Annotated in this window: 17 protein-coding genes; 9 read left to right on the top strand and 8 right to left on the bottom strand. The window is 37.4% G+C overall.

The window, feature by feature from the left end:
* Positions 1-332 precede the first annotated feature (332 nt).
* Together gcvP and gcvH are read right to left on the bottom strand one after the other, a co-directional pair.
* Positions 333-3200, bottom strand: coding sequence for an aminomethyl-transferring glycine dehydrogenase (gene gcvP, locus AVFI_RS17530; RefSeq protein ID WP_188863688.1), 2868 nt, complete (start codon positions 3198-3200; stop codon positions 333-335).
* A 23-nt stretch (positions 3201-3223) separates the two neighbouring features.
* Positions 3224-3604 carry a glycine cleavage system protein GcvH gene (gcvH, locus tag AVFI_RS17535; RefSeq protein ID WP_012534636.1) on the bottom strand — a complete coding sequence of 127 codons (381 nt, stop codon included), beginning with the start codon at positions 3602-3604 and terminating at the stop codon, positions 3224-3226.
* Between the two features lie 315 nt (positions 3605-3919).
* Between gcvH and AVFI_RS17540 the strand changes: the two genes are divergently transcribed.
* The 3 genes from AVFI_RS17540 (at position 3920) to AVFI_RS17550 (ending at position 6843) form a co-directional block, all read left to right on the top strand.
* Positions 3920-4528 (top strand): helix-turn-helix domain-containing protein, encoded by a 609-nt coding sequence (locus tag AVFI_RS17540; RefSeq protein ID WP_050997529.1) that lies wholly within the window; start codon positions 3920-3922, stop codon positions 4526-4528.
* 68 nt (positions 4529-4596) lie between these two features.
* Complete coding sequence (gcvT, locus tag AVFI_RS17545; protein ID WP_188863689.1) at positions 4597-5715, top strand: glycine cleavage system aminomethyltransferase GcvT; 1119 nt, start codon at positions 4597-4599, stop codon at positions 5713-5715.
* A 444-nt stretch (positions 5716-6159) separates the two neighbouring features.
* Positions 6160-6843, top strand: a complete 684-nt coding sequence (locus tag AVFI_RS17550; protein ID WP_054775810.1) for a MaoC family dehydratase — start codon at positions 6160-6162, stop codon at positions 6841-6843.
* 98 nt (positions 6844-6941) lie between these two features.
* On the opposite strand, the gene AVFI_RS17555 is transcribed toward AVFI_RS17550, so the two are convergent.
* On the bottom strand, positions 6942-7838 hold the full coding sequence (locus AVFI_RS17555) for a chemotaxis protein (RefSeq protein WP_054775811.1): 897 nt from the start codon (positions 7836-7838) through the stop codon (positions 6942-6944).
* 139 nt (positions 7839-7977) lie between these two features.
* Here AVFI_RS17555 and ppiC point away from each other — a divergent pair, with 139 nt between their 5' ends.
* The gene (gene ppiC / locus AVFI_RS17560; RefSeq protein WP_005422988.1) at positions 7978-8256 is read left to right on the top strand and encodes a peptidylprolyl isomerase PpiC; all 279 of its coding nucleotides are present in this window, start codon (positions 7978-7980) and stop codon (positions 8254-8256) included.
* A 77-nt stretch (positions 8257-8333) separates the two neighbouring features.
* Here the strand turns inward: ppiC and AVFI_RS17565 are convergent, their stop codons facing one another.
* On the bottom strand, positions 8334-9638 hold the full coding sequence (locus tag AVFI_RS17565) for an inosine/guanosine kinase (protein ID WP_005422987.1): 1305 nt from the start codon (positions 9636-9638) through the stop codon (positions 8334-8336).
* Positions 9639-10098: 460 nt separating this feature from the next.
* On the opposite strand from AVFI_RS17565, the gene AVFI_RS17570 reads away from it, so the two are divergent.
* Positions 10099-11142: a GMP reductase gene (locus AVFI_RS17570; protein WP_005422978.1), complete on the top strand. Its 1044-nt coding sequence runs from the start codon at positions 10099-10101 to the stop codon at positions 11140-11142.
* An 89-nt stretch (positions 11143-11231) separates the two neighbouring features.
* Here AVFI_RS17570 and AVFI_RS20455 read toward each other — a convergent pair whose 3' ends face one another.
* Together AVFI_RS20455 and AVFI_RS17580 are read right to left on the bottom strand one after the other, a co-directional pair.
* Positions 11232-11942 carry a CatB-related O-acetyltransferase gene (locus AVFI_RS20455; RefSeq protein WP_080951892.1) on the bottom strand — a complete coding sequence of 237 codons (711 nt, stop codon included), beginning with the start codon at positions 11940-11942 and terminating at the stop codon, positions 11232-11234.
* A 191-nt stretch (positions 11943-12133) separates the two neighbouring features.
* On the bottom strand, positions 12134-12331 hold the full coding sequence (locus AVFI_RS17580) for a hypothetical protein (protein WP_005422977.1): 198 nt from the start codon (positions 12329-12331) through the stop codon (positions 12134-12136).
* A 438-nt stretch (positions 12332-12769) separates the two neighbouring features.
* Between AVFI_RS17580 and AVFI_RS17585 the strand changes: the two genes are divergently transcribed.
* Both AVFI_RS17585 and AVFI_RS17590 read left to right on the top strand, forming a co-directional pair.
* Positions 12770-13966, top strand: a complete 1197-nt coding sequence (locus AVFI_RS17585; protein ID WP_252653958.1) for a GGDEF domain-containing protein — start codon at positions 12770-12772, stop codon at positions 13964-13966.
* An 88-nt stretch (positions 13967-14054) separates the two neighbouring features.
* Positions 14055-14711: an NAD(P)H-dependent oxidoreductase gene (locus AVFI_RS17590; protein WP_054775812.1), complete on the top strand. Its 657-nt coding sequence runs from the start codon at positions 14055-14057 to the stop codon at positions 14709-14711.
* 65 nt (positions 14712-14776) lie between these two features.
* On the opposite strand, the gene AVFI_RS17595 is transcribed toward AVFI_RS17590, so the two are convergent.
* Both AVFI_RS17595 and AVFI_RS17600 read right to left on the bottom strand, forming a co-directional pair.
* Positions 14777-19129 carry a zinc-dependent metalloprotease gene (locus AVFI_RS17595; protein ID WP_188863691.1) on the bottom strand — a complete coding sequence of 1451 codons (4353 nt, stop codon included), beginning with the start codon at positions 19127-19129 and terminating at the stop codon, positions 14777-14779.
* A 32-nt stretch (positions 19130-19161) separates the two neighbouring features.
* The gene (locus AVFI_RS17600) at positions 19162-20022 is read right to left on the bottom strand and encodes a hypothetical protein (RefSeq protein ID WP_188863692.1); all 861 of its coding nucleotides are present in this window, start codon (positions 20020-20022) and stop codon (positions 19162-19164) included.
* A 248-nt stretch (positions 20023-20270) separates the two neighbouring features.
* Here AVFI_RS17600 and AVFI_RS17605 point away from each other — a divergent pair, with 248 nt between their 5' ends.
* Both AVFI_RS17605 and AVFI_RS17610 read left to right on the top strand, forming a co-directional pair.
* A complete protein-coding gene (locus tag AVFI_RS17605; protein ID WP_063658863.1) occupies positions 20271-21053 on the top strand; it encodes a helix-turn-helix transcriptional regulator in 783 nt (260 codons plus the stop codon).
* Positions 21054-21273: 220 nt separating this feature from the next.
* Positions 21274-22209 carry a Kdo(2)-lipid IV(A) acyltransferase gene (locus AVFI_RS17610; protein WP_444546275.1) on the top strand — a complete coding sequence of 312 codons (936 nt, stop codon included), beginning with the start codon at positions 21274-21276 and terminating at the stop codon, positions 22207-22209.
* Positions 22210-22288 lie beyond the last annotated feature (79 nt).

Genomic DNA, 22288 nt, shown 5'->3' on the forward strand with positions numbered 1-22288 from the left:
TACATTGTTGAGATATTGAAAAGGTCCGTAAACTAACGGTTTCAACAATGATAAATCATGCTATCAATAGATAAATTGTATGTAACGTCTTAATAAACAAGCATAAAAAAGCGATGGATTCTGACATACAGGTTACCATCTTGCTAGTATTAATTTGTGCTCATTATCATTATTTTTAAAAATAAAATCTTTTATTTATAAATTAGTGAGTTACATCATGATTACGGTTATTTCACCGTAACAAAAGGGAAAGGAATGATTCATTTTTTAGATAAAAAATAGACAAACATACGCTTGTCTATTTTATATAGATAGGTTGTTAGTGGTGAGTGTTACTCTTCGTAATTCTCAATGCTTGGGCATGAACAGATTAAATTACGATCACCATACACATTGTCTACACGGTTGACGGTAGGCCAGTATTTAGAATCTTTTGATTGTGATGATGGGAAGCATGCTACTTCACGAGTATATGGATGTTCCCAGCTATCAGACATCAAATCGACTTGTGTGTGTGGTGCATTAACCAGTGGGTTGTTGTCTAATGGCCATTCACCTTGCTCAACTTTATTCATCTCTTCACGAATCGCTATCATCGCGTCACAGAAACGATCCAGTTCAGCTAGGTCTTCAGATTCCGTTGGCTCAACCATTAAGGTTCCTGCAACTGGGAATGACATGGTTGGAGCATGGAAACCAAAGTCCATTAATCGTTTTGCAATGTCTTCTTCACTGATGCCTGTTGCTTCTTTTAATGGACGAATATCAATAATACATTCGTGCGCAATACGACCATTGGTACCACGGTATAAAACAGGGTAGTGAGGGCGTAGACGTTCCATTACGTAGTTGGCATTTAATATCGCCACTTTTGTCGCTTCAGTTAGACCCATTTCACCCATCATAGCAATGTATGCCCATGATATTGGTAAGATAGAGGCACTGCCTAAATCCGCAGCTGAAACAGCATAATCCGTTCCTTGAACGCCGTTTTCTGAGTGTCCCGGAAGGAAAGGCGCAAGGTGTGATTTAACACCAATAGGACCCATACCCGGACCCCCACCACCGTGTGGAATACAGAAGGTTTTGTGTAGGTTTAAGTGAGATACATCTGAGCCGATGAAACCTGGGCTTGTTAAACCAACTTGCGCATTCATATTGGCACCATCAAGATACACTTGACCACCTGCTGCATGTACCATGTCGCACACTTCACGTACTTGCTCTTCATATACGCCATGCGTAGAAGGGTAAGTGATCATTATGCTTGATAGATTTTCTTGATGCTTTTCAATTTTTTCAGCGAGATCGATCATATCGATATTGCCGTTCTCATCGCACTTCACCACGACAACTTTCATCGATACCATAGATGCAGTAGCTGGGTTAGTACCGTGTGCAGAGCTTGGGATCAAGCAAACATTACGGTGAGCATCACCACGGCTCTCATGGTAACGTTGAATCGCAATTAGACCTGCGTATTCGCCAGAAGCGCCTGAGTTTGGTTGCAATGAAAACTCATCATAACCTGTGATTTCACATAACATGGATTTTAGTGATGTTGCTAGTGTTGTATAACCTGCGGCTTGGTTTAGTGGTGCGAATGGGTGAATACCACCAAACTCTGGCCATGTAACAGGCAGCATTTCTGCAACGGCATTTAATTTCATGGTACAAGAACCGAGCGGGATCATGCCATGAGTTAAAGAAAAGTCTTTGTTTTCCAGTTTTTTCAAATAACGTAGCATTTGTGTTTCACTATGGTACGTATTAAATACTGGATGAGTTAAGAAGGAAGACGTTCGTTGACAATGTTTAGGTATGGCAGCAAATTCATCTTTCCCTACTTCAGCAGATAGGGTTTCACATTCCGCATTATCGATACCAAATACCGTTAATAGGGTAACCAGATCCGAAGCCGTAGTTGTTTCATCAAAACTGATCCCTAATTTTGTATCAAATTTGCGTAGGTTAATACTTGAAGCTAACGCTTTAGTGTACAAAATATCTGTTTGCTGTTCAGTCTTAACGGTTAAGGTATCAAAGAAATGTTGGTGCTCTAGCTCAAAACCTGCCATTTGTAATGCTTTTGCCACAATAGCCGTAAAGTGGTGGACACGACGAGCAATGGTTTTCAACCCTTCTGGACCATGATACACGGCATAAAAAGAAGCCATGTTCGCCAGTAATGCTTGAGCGGTACAAATATTCGATGTCGCTTTCTCACGACGAATATGCTGCTCACGAGTTTGCATTGCCATACGAAGTGCTTGATTGCCTTTTGAATCAATCGAGACACCAATGACACGGCCCGGCATTGAGCGTTTTAATTTTTCACGTGTCGCCATGAATGCGGCGTGAGGACCACCGTACCCCATTGGTACACCGAAGCGCTGCGCACTACCAATCGCAATATCTGCCCCCATCTCACCAACAGGTTTAAGTAACACAGACGCTAATAGATCGGTTGCAACAACAACGAGTGTTTTCTTGGTATGAGCTTGAGCAATAAGATCCGTAAGATCTTTTACTTCACCTGTTGTGCCTGGGTATTGCAGTAGGGCACCAAACACATCATGAGAATCAAGATTGGATTCATTATCAACAATGACATCAAAACCGATGAACTTTGCACGAGTTTTAATAACCGCTAATGTTTGTGGGTGAACATCATCAGCAACGAAGAAAATATTGCTTTTGCTTTTTCCGCCGCGCTTACATAGAGTCATGGCTTCTGCTGCTGCCGTTGCTTCATCAAGTAGGGAAGCGTTAGCAATCTCAAGTCCGGTTAAATCCATCACCATTTGTTGATAATTTAGTAAAGCTTCTAAACGACCTTGAGAAATTTCAGGTTGGTAAGGAGTATAAGCGGTATACCAGCCCGGGTTTTCCAACACATTACGTAAAATTACATTAGGTGTGTGAGTATTGTAATACCCTTGACCGATATAACTGGTATTGAGTGTATTTTGTTGAGCGATCTGTTTTAACTCAGCAAGCATGGCATTTTCTGATAAACCATGAGGGAGTTGCATTGGCTGAGGCAAACGAATTGAGCTTGGAACGGTTTCTTCAATTAATTGTTGTAACGTTTCAGCACCAATAGTGTTGAGCATATGCTGATGTTCAGAAGAAGCGGGTCCATTATGGCGACGAATAAACTCGTTATCCGTGCCTAATTGTTGAAGGAGCTGACTCATTATCTTAATCCTTTTTATGATTTTTATTCTTCGTCTAGGCTTTCAAGATAAGTGTCGCTCGGGATTAGGCTTTCTAATTCAGATGAATCTGAAAGCTTAATACGAGCAATCCAACCGCTTTCGTACGGTTCTTCGTTTACTTGCTCTGGGCTGTCTTCAAGCTCTTCATTGATTTCAACAATCACCCCTGTCACTGGTGAGTAAATATCCGATGCAGCTTTAACTGATTCAACGAGTGAGAATCCTTCACCGGCGGTTACTTCATCATCAACATCAGGTAAGTCCACAAATACAACGTCACCAAGTAGACCTTGAGCGTGATCAGAGATACCAACCGTTACTGTACCGTCGCCATTGTCACGTACCCATTCGTGGCTTGCTGTAAATTTAAGATCTTTTTCCATGATACTTCTCCAGAGTGAATTGCATTAAGCAAATAGCGTTAAGCGAAATTGTATAAAATAAAACCAAATAGAGTGTTATCTGTATTAATAACAGCCATCACATTACATTCGATAAACATACAAGTGTGAAATGCAACATTCAACGACGAAGTTTCCAATAAGAAACTTTGTTTCCTTTTTTGCTACCTAGCGCACTATTTAGACATTGTTGTTTCCTTTTATCTCGCAATTTCTTTCAGTAAAGTGAATATTAATAAAGCAATTTGGATGATTCATAAGCACAAGGAGCGCTATGTGAGCGCAGAAAAAATAAACATGCAGGAAGCGAAAATCGTTAAAGTTGAGAAAAATAACGAAGAGCAACCGATTGCTCCATTGGATCTTGGTCAAAGATTAAAAGACATACGAATCCAACTTGGTTTAACACTCGAAGAAGCAAGTAAGCGAACTGGACTTGCACGTTCAACCTTGTCAAAAATAGAAAATGAACAGATTTCACCAACATTTCAAGCATTGCAAAAGTTAGCGACAGGGTTGGATATTGATATCCCACAAATCTTTGAACCACCTAAAACAAAAGGGGCGGCAGGTAGACGTGATATTACGTTAGCTGAGCAAGGTAAGCCTCATCCAACAGCAACCTATGAACATGAGTTACTTGCCACGCAATTATCTAATAAAAAAATGGTGCCTTTTAAAAGTCGAATTCGAGCACGAGATTTTGATGCATATGCAGAATGGGTTCGTCACGATGGTGAAGAGTTTTTATTAGTTCTTGAAGGGGAAGTCTGTTTTTACAGTGAATTTTATGAACCAGTAAACTTGGCTGTTGGAGATAGCGTTTATTACGATGCGAGCATGGGGCATGTATTAATTTCGATCAGTAAAGAAGACGCTCAAATTCTTTGGGTGACAGCAAAATAGAATAAACAGCTCAACACTTTTTATAACGACAAATTCAGCCATACAATAAGGCAAATGGAGATAGAAGAATGTCAGATCAATTATATAAAACCGCACTTTACGATATTCATGTAGCAGCAGGCGCGAAGATGGTGCCATTTGCAGGGTATGAAATGCCTGTGCAATATCCACTTGGTGTAAAAAAAGAGCACCTTCATACTCGTAATGCCGCTGGTTTGTTCGATGTGTCGCACATGGGGCAACTTAGACTGAAAGGACAAAATGCCGCTGCTGCATTAGAAGCTTTAGTTCCTGTTGATATTATTGATCTTCCTTCTCAAAAGCAGCGCTATGCATTTTTTACGAATGATGATGGCGGAATTATGGATGACTTGATGGTGGCTAACTTTGGTGCTCATCTGTTTGTTGTTGTTAATGCGGCGTGTAAAGAACAAGATATTGCGCACTTAGCAGCTAATTTACCTGCTGATGTCGAAATAGAGGTGATTGAAGATCGATCTTTATTAGCGCTTCAAGGCCCACAAGCTGCCGACGTATTGTCTCGACTTCAGTCATCTGTGGCTAATATGCTATTTATGGATACCGCTGTGGTAGAGATCAATGGTATTGAATGCTATGTCAGTCGCTCTGGTTATACAGGAGAGGATGGATATGAAATATCAGTACCAAATGATAAAGCAGCAGAATTAGCAGAGACTTTAACGTCATTTGAAGAAGTAGAATGGATAGGTTTAGGTGCTCGTGATTCATTGCGTCTAGAATGCGGCCTATGTTTGTACGGACATGATTTAGATACGACAACGACACCACTAGAAGCTAGCCTTTTATGGGCAATAAGTAAAAACCGTCGTGCTGATGGTGAACGTGCTGCTGGTTTCCCTGGTGCTGATGTTATTTTAAAGCAGATTGAAACAAAAGATGTAAATCGTAAACGTGTCGGTCTTGTTGGGCAAACTAAAGCGCCTGTGCGTGAAGGATGTAAGCTTTATGATGCGAATGATAATGAAATTGGCATTGTAACAAGTGGTACAGCGGGGCCAACAGCAGGGAAGCCAGTATCGATGGCATATGTACGAACTGATCTTGCTAGTCTTGGTACTGAAGTTTTTGCAGATGTAAGAGGAAAAAAACTGCCAATGACGGTTGAGAAGATGCCATTTGTTCCTCAGCGTTATTATCGCGGATAATTAATAACAACAAGAAATGTGTGATCGTTGGTGATCCTTAATAAGTTCGAGTTACTAGAAAAACCTCTGTATTTACTGCAGAGGTTTTTTGTTTTATTGATTTTGGGAATGTTTAACCTAAACTAATTTGTGTTAATTATCAGAAATGCGATTGAAAACTCATAATTAGAGCACAATAGCCACTAAAATAAGCGTGAAATTAGTGTGTATTTTAACGTCTTTCTATGATGTTTTTGCTGAAATATGAGCATTACTTCTCATAATGGATTTTTTTTGAACAGTGTTCATTATCGATAGTAGTTTGTTTAATAAAGAAAAAGTTGATTACAGCGAACAAGTGTAAGCTAGGAAAAGATTTGCAAAAAAAACGTGATGTGTAACACAATTACGCAATCTGGCTATTAAGCATTGTTTTTACGATTAGATATCAAATAAGGTTTCTCTATGAAGGTTGTCGATTTTCTAAAGCATAAGCGTGAATATCTTGCGAAACATCCGTTCGAGTTGAAAGACTGGATGTCACCGACCATATATGATTACTGGATTGAATTTTTAAATAAAGCCAACAATATTCACATTATTTCGTGGGTTAAAGAGCATAAGCGTACTGTTAATGGACAGGCGCAAGAAGCTGTTCAGCCTGAGCCAATTGAAATGAACTTAGAAACACAAAACGTTTTTGAAGAGCTAACAGCTCGTTTAGGTGAAGAAATTCACGTTGGCGATTGGTCATTAATGGATCAAGAGCGAATTAACAGTTTTGGTGCAGTAACAGAAGATCCACAATGGATTCATACGGATCCAGAGAGAGCAGCGGCAGAATCTCCTTTTAAAACCACTATCGCACACGGCTTTCTTACGCTTTCTATGTTATCAAAACTGACAGATAACGTTGGTAGTGATAACTTACTGTTCCCAACAGCAAAAATGACTGTTAACTACGGTTTAAATAAAGTGCGTTTCCCATATCCAGTTAAAGCGGGTAAGCGTATTCGAGCAAGAAGCACACTGATGTCAGTGACACCAATCAAGCGTGGTTTAGAGATTGAGACAGAAGTTAAAGTTGAAATCGAAAAGTGTCGCCGTCCTGGGTGTGTAGCCGTATCGGTAATTCGTCTGTACTTTTAATTCTTTAATTTTAAGTAATAAACAAAAATATAAAAAAACCGCATTATCCTAGGGTAATGCGGTTTTTTGTATGTGTAAGTTATTTTTGTATGCGTTAATTAAGCAGCTCGGTTGTTGTGGTTTGCACCACGAAGCATTGCTTGAACTAATTCCGTCGCTTCAAATTTTGTTAGGGCTTCGTGAGCACCGACTTGGTGTGCTTGCTCTACACAGATCTCACTTGAAAGTGAGGTATGAAGAATTACATAAGCATCTTTTAGTCGATTGTCATTTTGAATCTCAAAAGCCAATTCGTATCCATCTAATCCCGGCATTTCAATATCACTAACAACGATATTATATGGTCTACCTTCATCAGATGCTTTTTTTAGTATTTCATAAGCATCTAAACCGTTTGTTGCAACATCATAAGGGATATTAATACTGTCGAGTGCAGTTGAAAGCTGTTTACGTGCAACAAAAGAGTCATCAACTAATAGTATGTTTAACGGTTTTAGTTTCTCCCTCTCAACGTCCGCTAAGATAGGATATAAATTAGAAGTATCTTCTGGATAGATTTTTGATAGTAACAGCTCAACATCAAGTAATTGAACGATTTTATCTTCAACTCGTGTAATACCAGTAACAAAAACATTAGAACCCGCGGTTGGTGGAGAGGCTTCAATTGCTTTCCAATCACATTCTATTATTTTATCGATAGATCTGATTGCGAACCCAACAACAGTACGCATGCAATCAGTAATGATGATATAACAGCTATCAAGTTCTTCTTTTTGTAATGGTCGAAATCCAACCGCTGCTGCCATGTCGATAATGGGAATCGCCATATTTCTTATGGTTGCGGTACCTAAAACATGATGATGAGAATAGGGGATAGATGTGAGAGGCTGGAAAGGTACGATCTCACGAACTTTCAAGGTGCCAATAGCAAACCGTTGTGAAAGCGTGAGTTTGAATAGCAGCATACCTTGCGATTGATTCGCCTTGCTTTTCATAAGTGATAGCCTTTTTGATGTTCTTTTATAAAGGAGATTGTAGTTTTTTTGAGACGGTTTTTAAAGGTGAGACTATCAATTATGGCGATATAAACGATATAATTATGATAAATCGTTATTTAAACTAATTGAGGCATTCATGGCGAATACTGCAGCTGCGTTACACATTCTTGTTAAGCATAAAGAACAAGCAGAAGACATTATCCAACAGCTTAAAAAAGGCGCTAAATTTCACGTATTAGCGAAGAAGTATTCAAGTTGTCCTTCTGGTAAAAGAGGCGGTGATTTAGGTGAATTCAAGAAAGGTCAAATGGTTCCTCAATTTGATAAGGTGTGCTTCAGTGGTGAAACTCTGGTTCCGCACTTAGTGAAGACTAAATTTGGTTGGCACGTGGTTAAAGTGTTGTACCGCACTTAATTTATATTAGGGCTATATATACAAAAAATCCGACGTTTAACCGTCGGATTTTTTATAAATAAACCATACTAATGGGACTAACGTTCCCAGTATGCCTCTTCTAAGCAATCTTCACGCTCTGGCATTGAATTAGACAAGCGAGGAGAGTGTTGAGTTAATACTTCATAACTTGCACGGTTAGAGTATTTACAAATTTGAGAGAAAGAAGAATAGGTTAAATACTCAGCATCATGTTTGCTTGAATTTGGCACATTCTCTTTATGGTAGAAGTTTGCAGCCATATCATGCAATAAAGCTGATAATGCAGCATCACCAGCACCATTCGTATTTTTAATCTCAACAGGGCCGCCCATGTATGGAGCAATGTGAGAAGATACTTTAATTGGCTTTTTACATAACGCTTTAACCATTGGACGACTGTATTCGAAGCGGTTAAATTCAGGAATGTTACCCGGTAGAAGGGGCTTACTTGTTTCGCGTTTAATACTTTCTTCTGTGAAACCAGCCATGTATAGACCGATAGGGCCTGCAGTACAAAGAACTAGATCAACCCACTCAAGAGCTTTATCTGCCGCTAGTAGAGGATCTTTTTCACCAGTTAATGCTTCTGCTTCTTCTTCATTCATTGCAACAACAGTCACATTTTCTTTTAAGAAGGTTTGCCACCATTCTGCTTTACCTTCGATAACGTATTTAGTACCTAAAGTAAGAACCACTGGAACGTTATGAGATTTTGCACAATCGATAGCTTTACGCACTGCGTCCATCATAGGGTCGCCTTCTTTACCACGAACAAGGTAAGAAGAAATCACTAGTGCTGATGCTTTTTCGAAAATATGCTCTGGAACATGAGTTGGGCATAATTGGTTCATGTCACCTTCATTGATAGCAAACGTACGTTCACCGTCTTCTGAAATTAATGTGTAACAACGACCAATAGGGCCTTGAACTGGCTGAAGGTAGTCTAAATCCATACGGCTTGTTGTGTTACATAAGTAACGATAAGCGTAAGAGCCGATTTTGATGTCTTCGCTCATAACACCTAAAAGAATAGATTTGCTATCAGCTAGAACAGAATAATTATGAAGAGTATTACCAATAGTATCGCCAGGATACTCATGACTGATCAAGTTTCTTTCAAATAGTTCTTTATATAAAGCTTCAGCTTTTGATTCTTCAAGAACTAGTGAATGACCTTTACTTAATTGATGACGGTTTAGGAAGTCATCATCTACTTTTGCTTCGATATCTACGATTGTTTGACCAACACCGATAAGATGAGTGCGTTCAAGTTTAGGCGTTTGGTTGATTTGATTCACTAGAGGATCGCGAGTGTGAACTGGAAAATAGTGTTTAGACTTACGTTGGCCAGGAAACTTCATGTATTAAAGATCAGTTAATGAGTGAATTTTCCGTGAGTATATCACATTAAATTCGATATCCATTCATGAAAATAGTAAAAAAATGAGAAGTTGATCGTCTTGGATATTAACTGATAATAGCAAACGTTTACTTGTTTGAAGAAAGTTACCGATGGGCGTTAATTAGGTGGTTTTATAAAAGTCTAAGAGTTGGAAGAAATGCAGAGTAATTATCTAATTATTATATTTTAAAAGTCTAATTAACTGGTAAGTGCTTTTTGTTTGCAATTTAATCAATGGTATCACAAAAAAAATAGAATTATCAGACTTGCTAAAAAGGTTTCTGGACCTATAATACTGAAAACCGGAGCGCCTGCCAGCGCCCCGGTTTTTTTGTGCCTGCTATCTTGGTTTGTTAACTGCCTTCTGCCAAAGGCAACAAGAGATAGTAGAGCCTTATCGATAAGACGAGGAATTTATCATGCGTATCGAACAAGAATTAAAGTTAGGCTTCAAAGATGTACTGTTTCGTCCTAAGCGTTCAACGCTGAAAAGTCGCTCTCAGGTTGAATTAACCCGCGATTTTACATTCAAACATAGCGGACGTCAATGGTCTGGTACACCTGTCATTGCAGCTAACATGGATTCTGTAGGTAGCTTTGCAATGGCGAAAGCATTATCTGAGCATGGTGTAATGACTGCTGTACATAAGCACTATACTGTTGCTGATTGGGCTGAGTTTATTAAAGAGAACGATGCATCTGTTCTTAAAAATGCAATGGTTTCTACTGGTACTTCAGAAGCTGATTTCCAAAAAACTAAAGACATCATGGCATTGACAGATGACTTGATCTTTATTTGTATTGATATAGCAAACGGTTACTCTGAGCATTTAGTGCAGTATGTTGAAAAAGTACGTGCTGAATTCCCTGATAAAGTGATTTCTGCAGGTAACGTTGTTACTGGTGATATGGTTGAAGAGCTTATCCTTGCTGGTGCAGATATTGTTAAAGTAGGTATTGGCCCGGGTTCAGTATGTACTACACGTGTTAAAACAGGTGTTGGTTACCCACAACTTTCTGCAATTATCGAATGTGCTGACGCTGCTCACGGTCTTGGTGGTCGTATCATCGGTGATGGCGGTTGTTCATGCGCTGGTGATGTTTCTAAAGCGTTCGGCGGCGGTGCTGATTTCGTAATGCTTGGTGGTATGTTAGCTGGTCACGAAGAGTCGGGCGGTGAAGTTATTGAACAAGATGGTAAGCAATTCATGAAATTCTACGGAATGTCTTCACAAAGCGCGATGGACAAACACTCTGGTGGTGTTGCTAAGTACCGTGCTGCTGAAGGTAAAACTGTACTATTACCATTCCGTGGTTCTGTTCATAACACGATTTCTGACATCCTTGGTGGCGTACGTTCAACTTGTACATACGTAGGTGCAGCACAGCTTAAAGAGCTAACTAAGCGTACTACTTTCATCCGAGTACAAGAGCAAGAGAACAACGTTTTTGGTAAAGAATAAGCGGTAAAGAGTGATAACTCACTTTCTCTGAAATAACGAATAAGTTAGGGTCGCAGTTTGCGGCCCTTTTTTGTGTACGTAGAATAAAATTATATGGTAAATGTTTTTGGATGGTATTTTTTGATGCTATTACTATCAACTAACTGTTTAAAATCTCGAATAAAGTCATTAATATCAGAATCTAATGGGATAGATTGGAAGTCTAAAAAGTCATATTCCCACCATTTTATATCTAATAAGTCATTAATCACTTCTTCTTTGAAACGATACTTTATAAGTTTACTTGGGATCCCGCCAACAATAGCGTAATCAGGAACATCTTTAGTTACGACTGCATTAGCGGCAATAACAGCGCCATTACCAATTGTAATGCCTGGTTTTAGTACTACGTTAGCTCCAATCCAAACGTCATTCTTAATGATGATGGGTTGTGGAACGTAGTCTTTATTTTCTTTTAATGAACCATGTTGCAAACCAGATAGTGCAAACTCATCATTAGAATAGGTTACAGTACTTGTCGTAAAACGATGTAGAGGGTGTTGGTAGCCTAAAATAGTCACATCTTTAGCGATTGAGCAATAACGTCCAACGATTGTATTTCTTTCAAGTTGACTATAACTATATGAGTATGCCCCCATGCTCCATAATAAATAGCCGGCACGAAACGCAACGTTTTCTTCTATTTTTAACGAGGATGGTAGCCTAACTCTTTGGAATAGAGATAACCTCGGAGGAAGAGTTACTCTATTGTTTTTAAGTTGTTTTCTTATTCTGAAACCAAATGTTACACGTTTAAACATATATAAAGTCAATTATGCGAGATACTTCACATTATATTATGAATAATGGCATTGTTAAAATAAAATTATAAAAAACATATGAAATATGAGCGCTGAAGAAACAATAGGTCGTGTAGTGGTATTCGATGTGAGGTTTTAAAAAATGGATGAACCTATCAAACAATAGGTCCATTTTGCTACTGTTATGTTAGTTACATGAAGTATCTTTCGCCATCAATAACCCAGCTGCCAATGACATTAGAATCTTTCAATTCTATTTTCACTTCTGTCATGTTTCTTGCGCCTTTACCTAGTAACTCAGAATACAAAGCTTCTGCTTCTTTTTCTGCTGTTGCCAAACCTGTAGCACCAAATTCCGCTGGCACTTGATAAACAAATTCAGGTTTCATAATTACTTCTCTCCTTTTGATAACAATACATTAAAACCCTAGCATACATTTTTAGCTAAAATGACAACTTAGATCACAAAAAATACGCTTTTTTGTATCGTGATGTTTCGATGAGGATTTTAATTTATGTTGTAAGTTTTGTTTTAATTGTTGCTTTAGTGAATGAATTTTAAGTCTCTATAATTCAAATGAATATCTCTTGTGAGTAATTATGTTAGGCTTTCTCCAATTGGAGACAATGTCTCACTTTATAAAAAACAAAGATTGATTCCTTTTATTGTTGCTATATATTTCGCCCCTTTTACTACTCAAAGAATGACAATGCTAAGACGATTAATGTTGCCACAGTTAAAAAGCTATATTTTTATTATTTTGAAAATGTGGACTTTGATCTTTTGCGTCTGTTTAGTTTGCTATTTTTTCTTCAATGTCATTTCAGTGAATCGATTAGAGCGTGAAATTGTAGATGATTACAAAAATGTCTATTCGATAAGCCGACGTTTCTCATCTTATTATAATAATGCTACGTCTATCACATTAGATGAAGGGCGTTATTCTAGAAATGGTGTCACAGTCGTTGTTACTCGAGATACAGAAGTTAAGGTTTTATCAGAAGGGATAAGTAAATTACGAACTGAGTTAGAGAAGCTCATTGGCGATAATTTATGGACAATCGCTGTCTTCCAGAACCCATCGAGTTATTTTCATTTAGATCCGATCAGAGATAGCTATGAGCTGTTTTATGAGAAGATAGAGGAAGATAACGTTATCGCACGCATTGTAGATAATGAAAATTTAAAACAAACCTATCAATCTTTTTATGGTTGTAACTTGAAGTTGACGGAAAAGTACATAGAAGATGGTACGGGTGAGAATATTCGCTCGATATATTATCCTATTTATAATAAACGACACTTAGATGCACTGTTAGTCGTTGATATTAAAGCATCACTTTTACATGAGAGAATAGAGCACTATAACAAAATCAAAAACATGGTTGTAAACAGTCAAAACAAAAATAATTTATATCAAAAGTCGGCCTATCTCCCATGCTCTGAGTTAGATCCATTTACATTAGGAATAAACCTTGTTGATTTAATAAAGAAAATAATTTTTCCTTCGTTGTTCATTACCTTAGCTTTGTTTGCAATTGGCTATAATGTAAAGCGCAGCAAGTTTTTGTTGCAATATGATACGATGACAGGGTTTTTTCGTCGTGACTTTTATGAAAAACGCCTAAAAAAAATGAAGGCATTTTCATTGTTGATTATTGATATAGACAACTTCAAACAAATTAACGATACCTATGGTCATAAGAAAGGTGATGAAGTCATTCAACAAATTGCGCAACGTATTTTAGCCTCAGTAAGAAGTAATCAAGATTATTGTATTCGTTGGGGTGGAGAGGAGTTTATCATTTTGTTGGACTCGGTTAGCGTTACGAATTCAGAAGAAAAAGCCGAAAGAATACGATCAGAGATAGAAAAAGAGTTAATTGCAGATCTACAGGTAACAGTATCAATTGGTGGTGTTGTAGATGATGATACGACGTTTTCAGATGCATACAAACGTGCCGATGCTGCTCTGTATCAATCTAAGAATAACGGACGAAACCGTGTCACTATGGCAAATTAAATATTGAGTATGCCTTGCTTGTTGACATCATAAGTTGTGCAGACAAGAATGTCTGTGGATTAAAATTTCACAAGTAAGGTTTATTATTATGACGCATCCAATTATTCATGATCTTGAAAATCGTTATACATCAAAAAAATATGACCCATCAAAGAAAGTATCTCAAGAAGATTTAGCGGTTTTGCTTGAGGCTCTGCGTTTATCTGCTTCTTCAATTAATTCACAGCCTTGGAAATTCATTGTTATTGAATCCGATGCAGCGAAGCAACGTATGCATGATTCGTTTGCAAATATGCATCAGTTTAATCAACCTCACATCAAAGCGTGTTCTCATGTGATTTTATTTGCAAATAAGCTTTCGTATACACGAGATGATTATGATGTGGTTTTATCTAAAGCGGTTGCTGACAAGCGTATTACTGAAGAGCAAAAAGAAGCTGCTTTTGCTTCGTTTAAGTTTGTAGAATTGAACTGTGATGAAAATGGTGAGCATAAAGCATGGACTAAGCCTCAAGCTTATTTAGCTCTTGGTAATGCTCTGCATACATTAGCTAGACTGAACATTGACTCAACAACAATGGAAGGCATTGATCCTGAATTATTGAGTGAAATTTTTGCTGATGAATTAAAAGGGTATGAATGTCATGTTGCTTTAGCCATTGGTTATCATCATCCAAGCGAAGATTATAATGCCTCTTTGCCTAAGTCTCGTAAGGCATTTGAAGACGTAATTACCATCCTTTAGATTCTTAATGTTTGAGATGAAGAAAAGCCAGCGATTTAGCTGGCTTTTGTTTGTGCAAAATGTTCCTAATGGCGTATTACTACGGTAGGAAGTCTATTTAAAGTTTCTTTTACTCTTTGGTAATTATTGTCAATTACGCGGAAATCATTATCTAAGTAGGCCTTTATTAATAAAGGATCCTGCTCCCACAAAGTAATTTCTCGCGGTTCTACTGCTGACTCTATTTTCTCTTGATAATTTTGGGTAACGGTTTGAATTAATTCAAAATTATCAGGGTCTCTATGGTAAATAAATTGAAGGTAAACAGTTATATTAATAATGTCATTAATAGGATATTCCTTGCCTGTTGCTTCTTCTTTGAAATCCCCATTATCTAACCGAGTTAGAACGCCACTTTCGATTAAGTTACCAAGTACGGTATTAATACCATAGTTTAGCGCGTCATTTGTTAATGTTTCGAAACCCCAAGCATGTAATTGATCTACAACAGGTTTTACTTCGTTTGACATTGAACGAATTAACTCATGATTTTTAAACGCAATAACAGTTTGATATACAGGTACAGTTGTCATATTTAGGAATTTATCCCACGTATTAAGAACCGTTTGTAATTCTGCTCTTGTGTATGCGGCTAAAGTTGTTGTTAATTCACTTGGTGAAAGTGCTTCTAGCTGATGAGCGTATTTCCAAGCAAGTGTATTTTTTTGAGTTGCTGCGTATTTTTTATTGTTTAATACGAAGGTTATATTCTCATCTGGTAGATAATAGCTGTCTCTCTCTTTTACCCAACTGTTAAATTGGTTGAGTGAACGATCACGAACGTCATAATCAGGAGAGTGAATATTATTTGCTGCCATTGCGATTAACATCGTAGGTATGTCTGCACGAGCAGTACACGATATATTTAAAAAATCAGTAATACCACATGGCATAGGAGGTAAAGCTTCTAATTTATCAGTAAAGTGAAGGCTTACTGGTATTTCAGGAATGATTGTTTCACCTTTGCTGTTAATCATTTCAACCGGGGAAGCAAGTGGGGTACCTGCTACTAAGTGCTCCATTATATTATCAAACTCTTGCTTAACACCGGGCCAATCCATTAGTGCAGCAAAGCTTGGTTCATCAGTGTAACGTAAAGTATTACGACGAGCTAAGAAGTATGAAGATAAAGCTTTATCTGGCCAAATACCTAATGTTGATACTGAGTTAGAGTAGTTATTATCTGGAGAAAAGCTACTTACAGAGTTTAAAAATTTGCCACCTTTGGTCTCCAGTGTTGCTTGGGTGAAGTTCTTAGTATCTATATCATTGCTTACTATTGCGATTGCTTCTTGAATGACATCATCAAAACAAGAGGCAGAAGAAATATCATAATCTTCAGGAATGTGGCGTCTTAGTTTTAATGATAGATATTCACCAAATGAAACAAGTTGAGTGTCGATAACTGCGGCTTCAGGAGATGTGCTTTGTTTTGTTTCGATAATACATTGATGCTCAGGTGTTTTTAATACACTCAAAAAGAAGCTTGCGGCTTGTTTTGTTGCATTTCCGTATTCACAATACCATAAGTCGTTTGTCTTACCAATTCGACAATTTGATTCAGTAATGAAACCAAAAAAATCAAGGGGTTTATCTGTTGGTCTTGTATAGCCTAGCTTAGAAAAAAAGTTATCCTGAAGTTCAGTATCTTCGATTACTTCTCGAATTTCGTTCATGAATGAAAAACGACTCTGAATGTATCGAATATAATTTCCTGTTGTTAATCCTGAGTCACTTAAGATCCCAGCGTTTGTATTTTCATAGTTATCAAGATAACGCTGCCATTTATAAAGAACGATTTCTTCTAAGTTGGTCCCTTCATCAAAACGGTTACAGTCACTATTCAGGCTGACATTTCCATCGGTACAGAAGTCAAAATCAACACGTTCAAATTTGCTACTAACATTTTGGTTTTCAACTTGCTTAAAATAATGCATAACACCATATTTAACGGCATCCGTTTGATGCTCTTGTAATGCCAGTTGGTCAAACTTATTTAAATCACAAGTATATTTAGACATATCAGAGCCATCACTATTGATATCTCCAAGCGGTTCAACTTTTGTACATGTGATGTATGGATTATCTGTACTTAAGTGAGCCACAATGCCACTAGAGGCAAAGTTTTGATAGCTATTATACTGTTCTGTTTGTTCGTTGTGAGCGTATAAATAATTATTCCACGTTCCGTATTGATCAAGGATGGCTTGAGTTTTTTCCCATGCATTTAATTGCGTTTGTTCTTCTTCTGTTAATTCACGATCATCAGGGGCAATGAACTCAGGTGCTTGCTCAATAAGATCTTCTGGTTTATCTACTTGCGGTGATGGTGAAAAGTCGATTACATCTACTTTACGGCCGTAAGCAAATTTAAATGCAGCGACATCATAAAGTCCCCACGTAGGGATCTCATCAAACATACTTGGTGCGTAATCCATTGTTGAGCTATATGCCGGAATACCATTGATGCCTAATGCTTCAGCTTGCGCTGGCGATAGGTAGTTATTTGAATCGTTAGATCCCTTGAAGTTATGACGTAACCCAAGGTTATGTCCTATTTCATGCACTAAGGTATTCGTGTAAGTGGTGATAGTAAGCATATCTGCCGCTTTTCTTTGTAGCTCAGGAGACAGTTGCTTCCATTTTTTCAATACTTTGGCTTGTAGATGATCACCATCATAAACTTCTGTGAAATAAGCGTCCGATAAATTCAGATTTTCGAGCATGGTTTTTTGTGTGGCTGAGATCCACATTGCTTCAATAGGGTATACGCTATTTTCTGACCAAAGTTGAAGTCGTTGCATGTCTGCTTTAGCTACGTCTTCAAAACTAGAGTGATCATGAACTGGATTAAGGTGATTTAGTTGAACAGGAGGAAGAGAATAATTGTCCTGAATTGGTTCAATATATTGAGCTAGTTGAGAACCATAAGGATCTGCATTTACAACTCGATTTGCTTCAAGTTGCCTAACAACTTGATTATTCATTGCTTGTTGAACTTGCTGATTTTCAACGTCTGCTTCTTGATCTGGTGCTTCATTAGGAACGACAGGCTTTTCTGCAGGCACAAAATAATCCACATTTGCTAATTGTTTATTATTGTATAAACGGACTAAATTATTCCAGTAGTACGACGATCCAGTACGAGCTACGCCCGAGTATTGGTTTACATGTGCTTTAATTATTTCTCCCGTTCTTGGGTTGGCAATGGATGGACCATAACCTAGTAGGCCATTATCAAGAGGCTCATCAACAAGGTTGATCACGTTATAACGTAAATCTCCCGCATGAATACCCATGCCTTCTGTTTTATTAACAATTTGGATGTATGGCTTTCCACTGTTTGGCTCAAGCACATTCAATGTTAAATTCATTTTATTAATGGTTTCAATGGTGGCATCAAGATAAATCTTGTTTTTATCTTCAAAGAAATTGTCAGACAGATAATAGTCGATGCTGCTTTTTGCTGGATTAAAGCGGTTTAAATAGGTTATATCGTTGTATTTATTAGTAATAGGATCGAGTTTTAGTGTGGTTGTTGTAAAGAAACCAAAATCATCGTCATCTCCATCAGGATAAACAATAGGTGTATAGTCTTCAGACGCTAAATGACTTTCATGAACAAGGGAGTAATAGAAGCGAGACTTAAATGAGCCTTTTGCCATCTCTTCTTCCATTGCTGACCAATCCATATAGCGAGATAGTTTGTCAAAATTGATCTTAAATGTTTGCTCAAGCTCGAAGTTTAATACTCCTTTCTTTGGATCAAATTCCCACGAGATCACTTCTGGTGAACCTTGAGGTGTTAAGCCGTCTTTGGTTCCATATAACTCATCCCAGTTTAAGTCACTAACTAGTGTCGATTCTGGGCTTGGCGTAAAGTGGGTATTGTTTCTAAAAGTAGTGTTGCCAAGGTTTGGATCTGAATCTTTTTCTTCGACGTTAGTACAATCACCGTAGTTATCTTCACGGCATTGGTATTTCGCATAACTACCAGGGATGGTCATAACATGAGGAAAGTTAACTTGGTCATCAGAGCCGATATTGCTTTCATCTTGCGGTAAACAGAAGCCATTTTTATCTTTTGGTAGTAAAAGTTCTGGATTATTATTGTCATAGCCACGAACTTCTAAGCCCTCATCTGAAAAGCAAAGCTCAACATAACGTCCCATACCTTGTAAAAAAGGAAATTGAGTTACAGCAAAGCGAGGTGCAGCTCCGGTAGTTGGAGCGTAAAACCAACGGCCTTCAACACGTAAATCTTGTACTTTAACTTCAGTAAGGTCTTTATCAAGAGTGTCATATTCTTGTTCTTCTGGCGCACAGCCAGTGAGTGCAACGGTTACCGCTGCAGCTAATGTAAGCTTTTTATATGTCATATTGTTCACATCCTGTTTTTATTATTTTATCCCTAAAACGAATAAGTCATGCCAAGTGAATAGGTAGCTTTTGCTTCATCAAAAAGATCAAAGCTGCCTAATGTTCCTTGTGCTGCATCTGTATATACACCGGAAGAAGCCAGTGTTAATGAAATAGAAAGGTCCTCTAAAAGGTTATAACCGGCGCTGACGTTACCACCATAGCTGTAACCATCTGCCCAGCGACCGTTATAATTTATAGAGGTTCCTCCTAATGCCGATACTGAGAAGAAAGCATCGCCATAGTTATAATTTGCCCCTAATAATAAAGATAATCCCCACGATATATTTACGTTGCCAGATGGTGAGGTAGTGTACTGGTGAAAGTTTTTACGAACACGAGGTGCAATAAGGAAACCAACGTCCGCTAACTTGAAAGTAAATGGGGTTTGTATACGAAAAGCTGTATTGAGAAAACTATCTTGAGACGCTTGTGATGTTGGGATTGAAAATTGCCCACTGATAGACATACGTCCTGTATCACCAAAAGTGAGCAGTGATGAGCGCGATAGACCAACAACAGTATCTGTAGAATAGAATCCTTCAGCATTTTGTAATGTACGGTAACCACCTGTATTGGAATAAAGAGAGTAGTGATCCCAAAATGCCAAATGAAGTGAACCATGAAATGAAATAGCACGACTTGAGCGATAATCAGAAGCTGAGTAAAGATTACTGTCATACCCAAGGCTTAATGATCCGCCCCATTTTAAATTTGAGTCTTGGTCTATCTCTGTGGATTCAGCAGGTATTTCTTCCTTGTTCGTATCTTCAGCATAGGCATTGTGAACTAGTGCTGAAGTACAAAAAATGAAGCTCGATAGTGCTGACTGTTTTAATTGTTTTGTCCGCATATATGACTTCCATGTCGATAAAGTGCTCATCATGAGCGATAACTGACGTTGTTATTATTATTTGTCATTAAATTGACGTTGTTACATATTTGTAACCTTTGCGCGAAAGTGGTGCAATGATTACAGTTTTATAACTAAGAGGGTTTTAATTTATGAGTTGCTTCACTCCAAAAAATGAAACCGAACTAGTAATTTAGAATGATATAAAGTAAATTGAAAAAATAAGAAATAACATCAAGGAAGTCGTTATGGGGTTTTGTGCTAGTTTATTATTAAATGCATTACGAGTTAAATTAAAAGAAAATGATCTTACTTATAATGAATTGTCATTAAAAGTAAATGTACCTATTTCGACATTAAAAAGACATTTTCATAGTAATTCAATTGGTATTGATAAATTAATGGAATATGCAACCGTATTAAATACCAATCTAGAAGAACTTTCACAAATTGCACGTGACATTCACAATAAAGAAGAAGGAACGAGAACCGAAGTTCTTGACGAAATCTTTTATAACCACCCTTATTTGTATGATTTTTTCTATGAAGTTCATGTCAAAGGAAGAGATGTACAAGAGGTGGCTAATGAAAACCATTTGAATGAACAGAGTGTTTATATCTATTTGAGAGCATTGGAAATTATGGGTTTGGTTGAACTGAAAAGTGATGGTTCACCATGCTTTCTTACTCCTCCTTATTATACCTTTTTTGAAGGTTCTAAATTAGATACTTTGTTTACCGAGAAATTAAGGCTTGAAGTATTATCACAAGCAAAAAGACCAGTAGTAGGAATGTCTCGAGTTTGTTTAACACAAGAACAAATTGATCAGGTTTCAGAAATGGTTTATGAGAAAATACAACATTTTCATTTTCAAAATAAAGAATCAAAAGAAAGTGAAGATATCAGAAAGAATATATTGCTAAATGTAACTGAAGGTAATTATATACATTTATCTGATGGTTTGATTAATATTGAATCAGGTTTGTTAAAAGAACTTTATGAAACAATTAATAGTGATGAAGTATTATAATTAATATTGTATTTTATAAGTTATTCGACACAGTTCTAATTTGTCGAATTAAATAATGATTCAAAACGTAACTATTTATAATGAATAAGCCTCAATCAAGGTAATTGATATTTTTGAAAATAATTTAATCAAACTTGATTGAGCTTATTAAACTTTTCAACTAAAATTTCACTTTAATTATATTTCCGAGACAGGTGTCTTAGTTTTGATGGGTGAAAAAATGAAAACAGTTCCAAGTCCTAAATTTACATGGGCGCTGTTGTCTCCAAAGTACTGGCTTGTATGGCTATCTTTTTCTTTTCTTGCTGTATTGGTTAATGTACTTCCGTTCGTCGTCCTTAAAAGAATAGGAAATGGAATCGGATGTTTATCTAAATTTTGCTTAAAAAAGCGTGCGAACGTTGCTCGAAAAAATCTAGCATTATGTTTTCCTCATTATTCACAAACAGAAATTGAGCGATTAGTGAATGAAAATTTTAAGAATACTGGATTAGCATTAATTGAAACCGGTATGGCTTGGTTTTGGCCTGATTGGCGTGTTAAGCGTCATATATCCATTATTGGCCAAGAGAAAATGTTAGAAAAAGAGCAAGAAGGTAAAGGCGTATTAGTGCTGTGTTGTCATTTTTTAAATCTTGAAATGACAGCTCGAATCTTTAGTCTTTTTGCTCCTGGTTATGGCGTGTATCGTGCTAATAGCAATCCTGTTTATGAATTTATTCAACATCGTGGACGAACACGTAAAGGTCATAAGATGATTGATCGCCATGATGTTAAAAGCATGATTAAAGTTCTTAAGTCAGGGAATCGTTTGTGGTATTTACCTGATCATGACTATGGCCGCCGTAACTCAGTGTTTGTTCCATTTTTTGCTGTTCAAGAAGCGGCAACAACCATGGGTTCAAGTTTCTTAATTGATATGACAAAGTGTGCTGTTATGTCGGGTACCAGTATACGTACTGATAACCACTATACTCTAGAAATAGGGGATGACATTAGTGATGATATTCCACGCCGTGATGCTGTAACGGCTGCAAATGTATTGAATAGAGAGATCGAACGTTTAATTGAGAAAGAACCATCACAATGGATGTGGCTACATAAACGCTTTAAAACGTTGCCAGAAGATTCAGAAGAGATGAATCGATACGCATAAAAGTTGTATTTAATTCAAAATTATTTCTCAATATAAAAAAGCCTCGCTGAATTAGCGAGGCTTTTGTTTATAAAAGCGT

This window comes from Aliivibrio fischeri ATCC 7744 = JCM 18803 = DSM 507, from assembly GCF_023983475.1.
Lineage (GTDB): Bacteria > Pseudomonadota > Gammaproteobacteria > Enterobacterales > Vibrionaceae > Aliivibrio > Aliivibrio fischeri.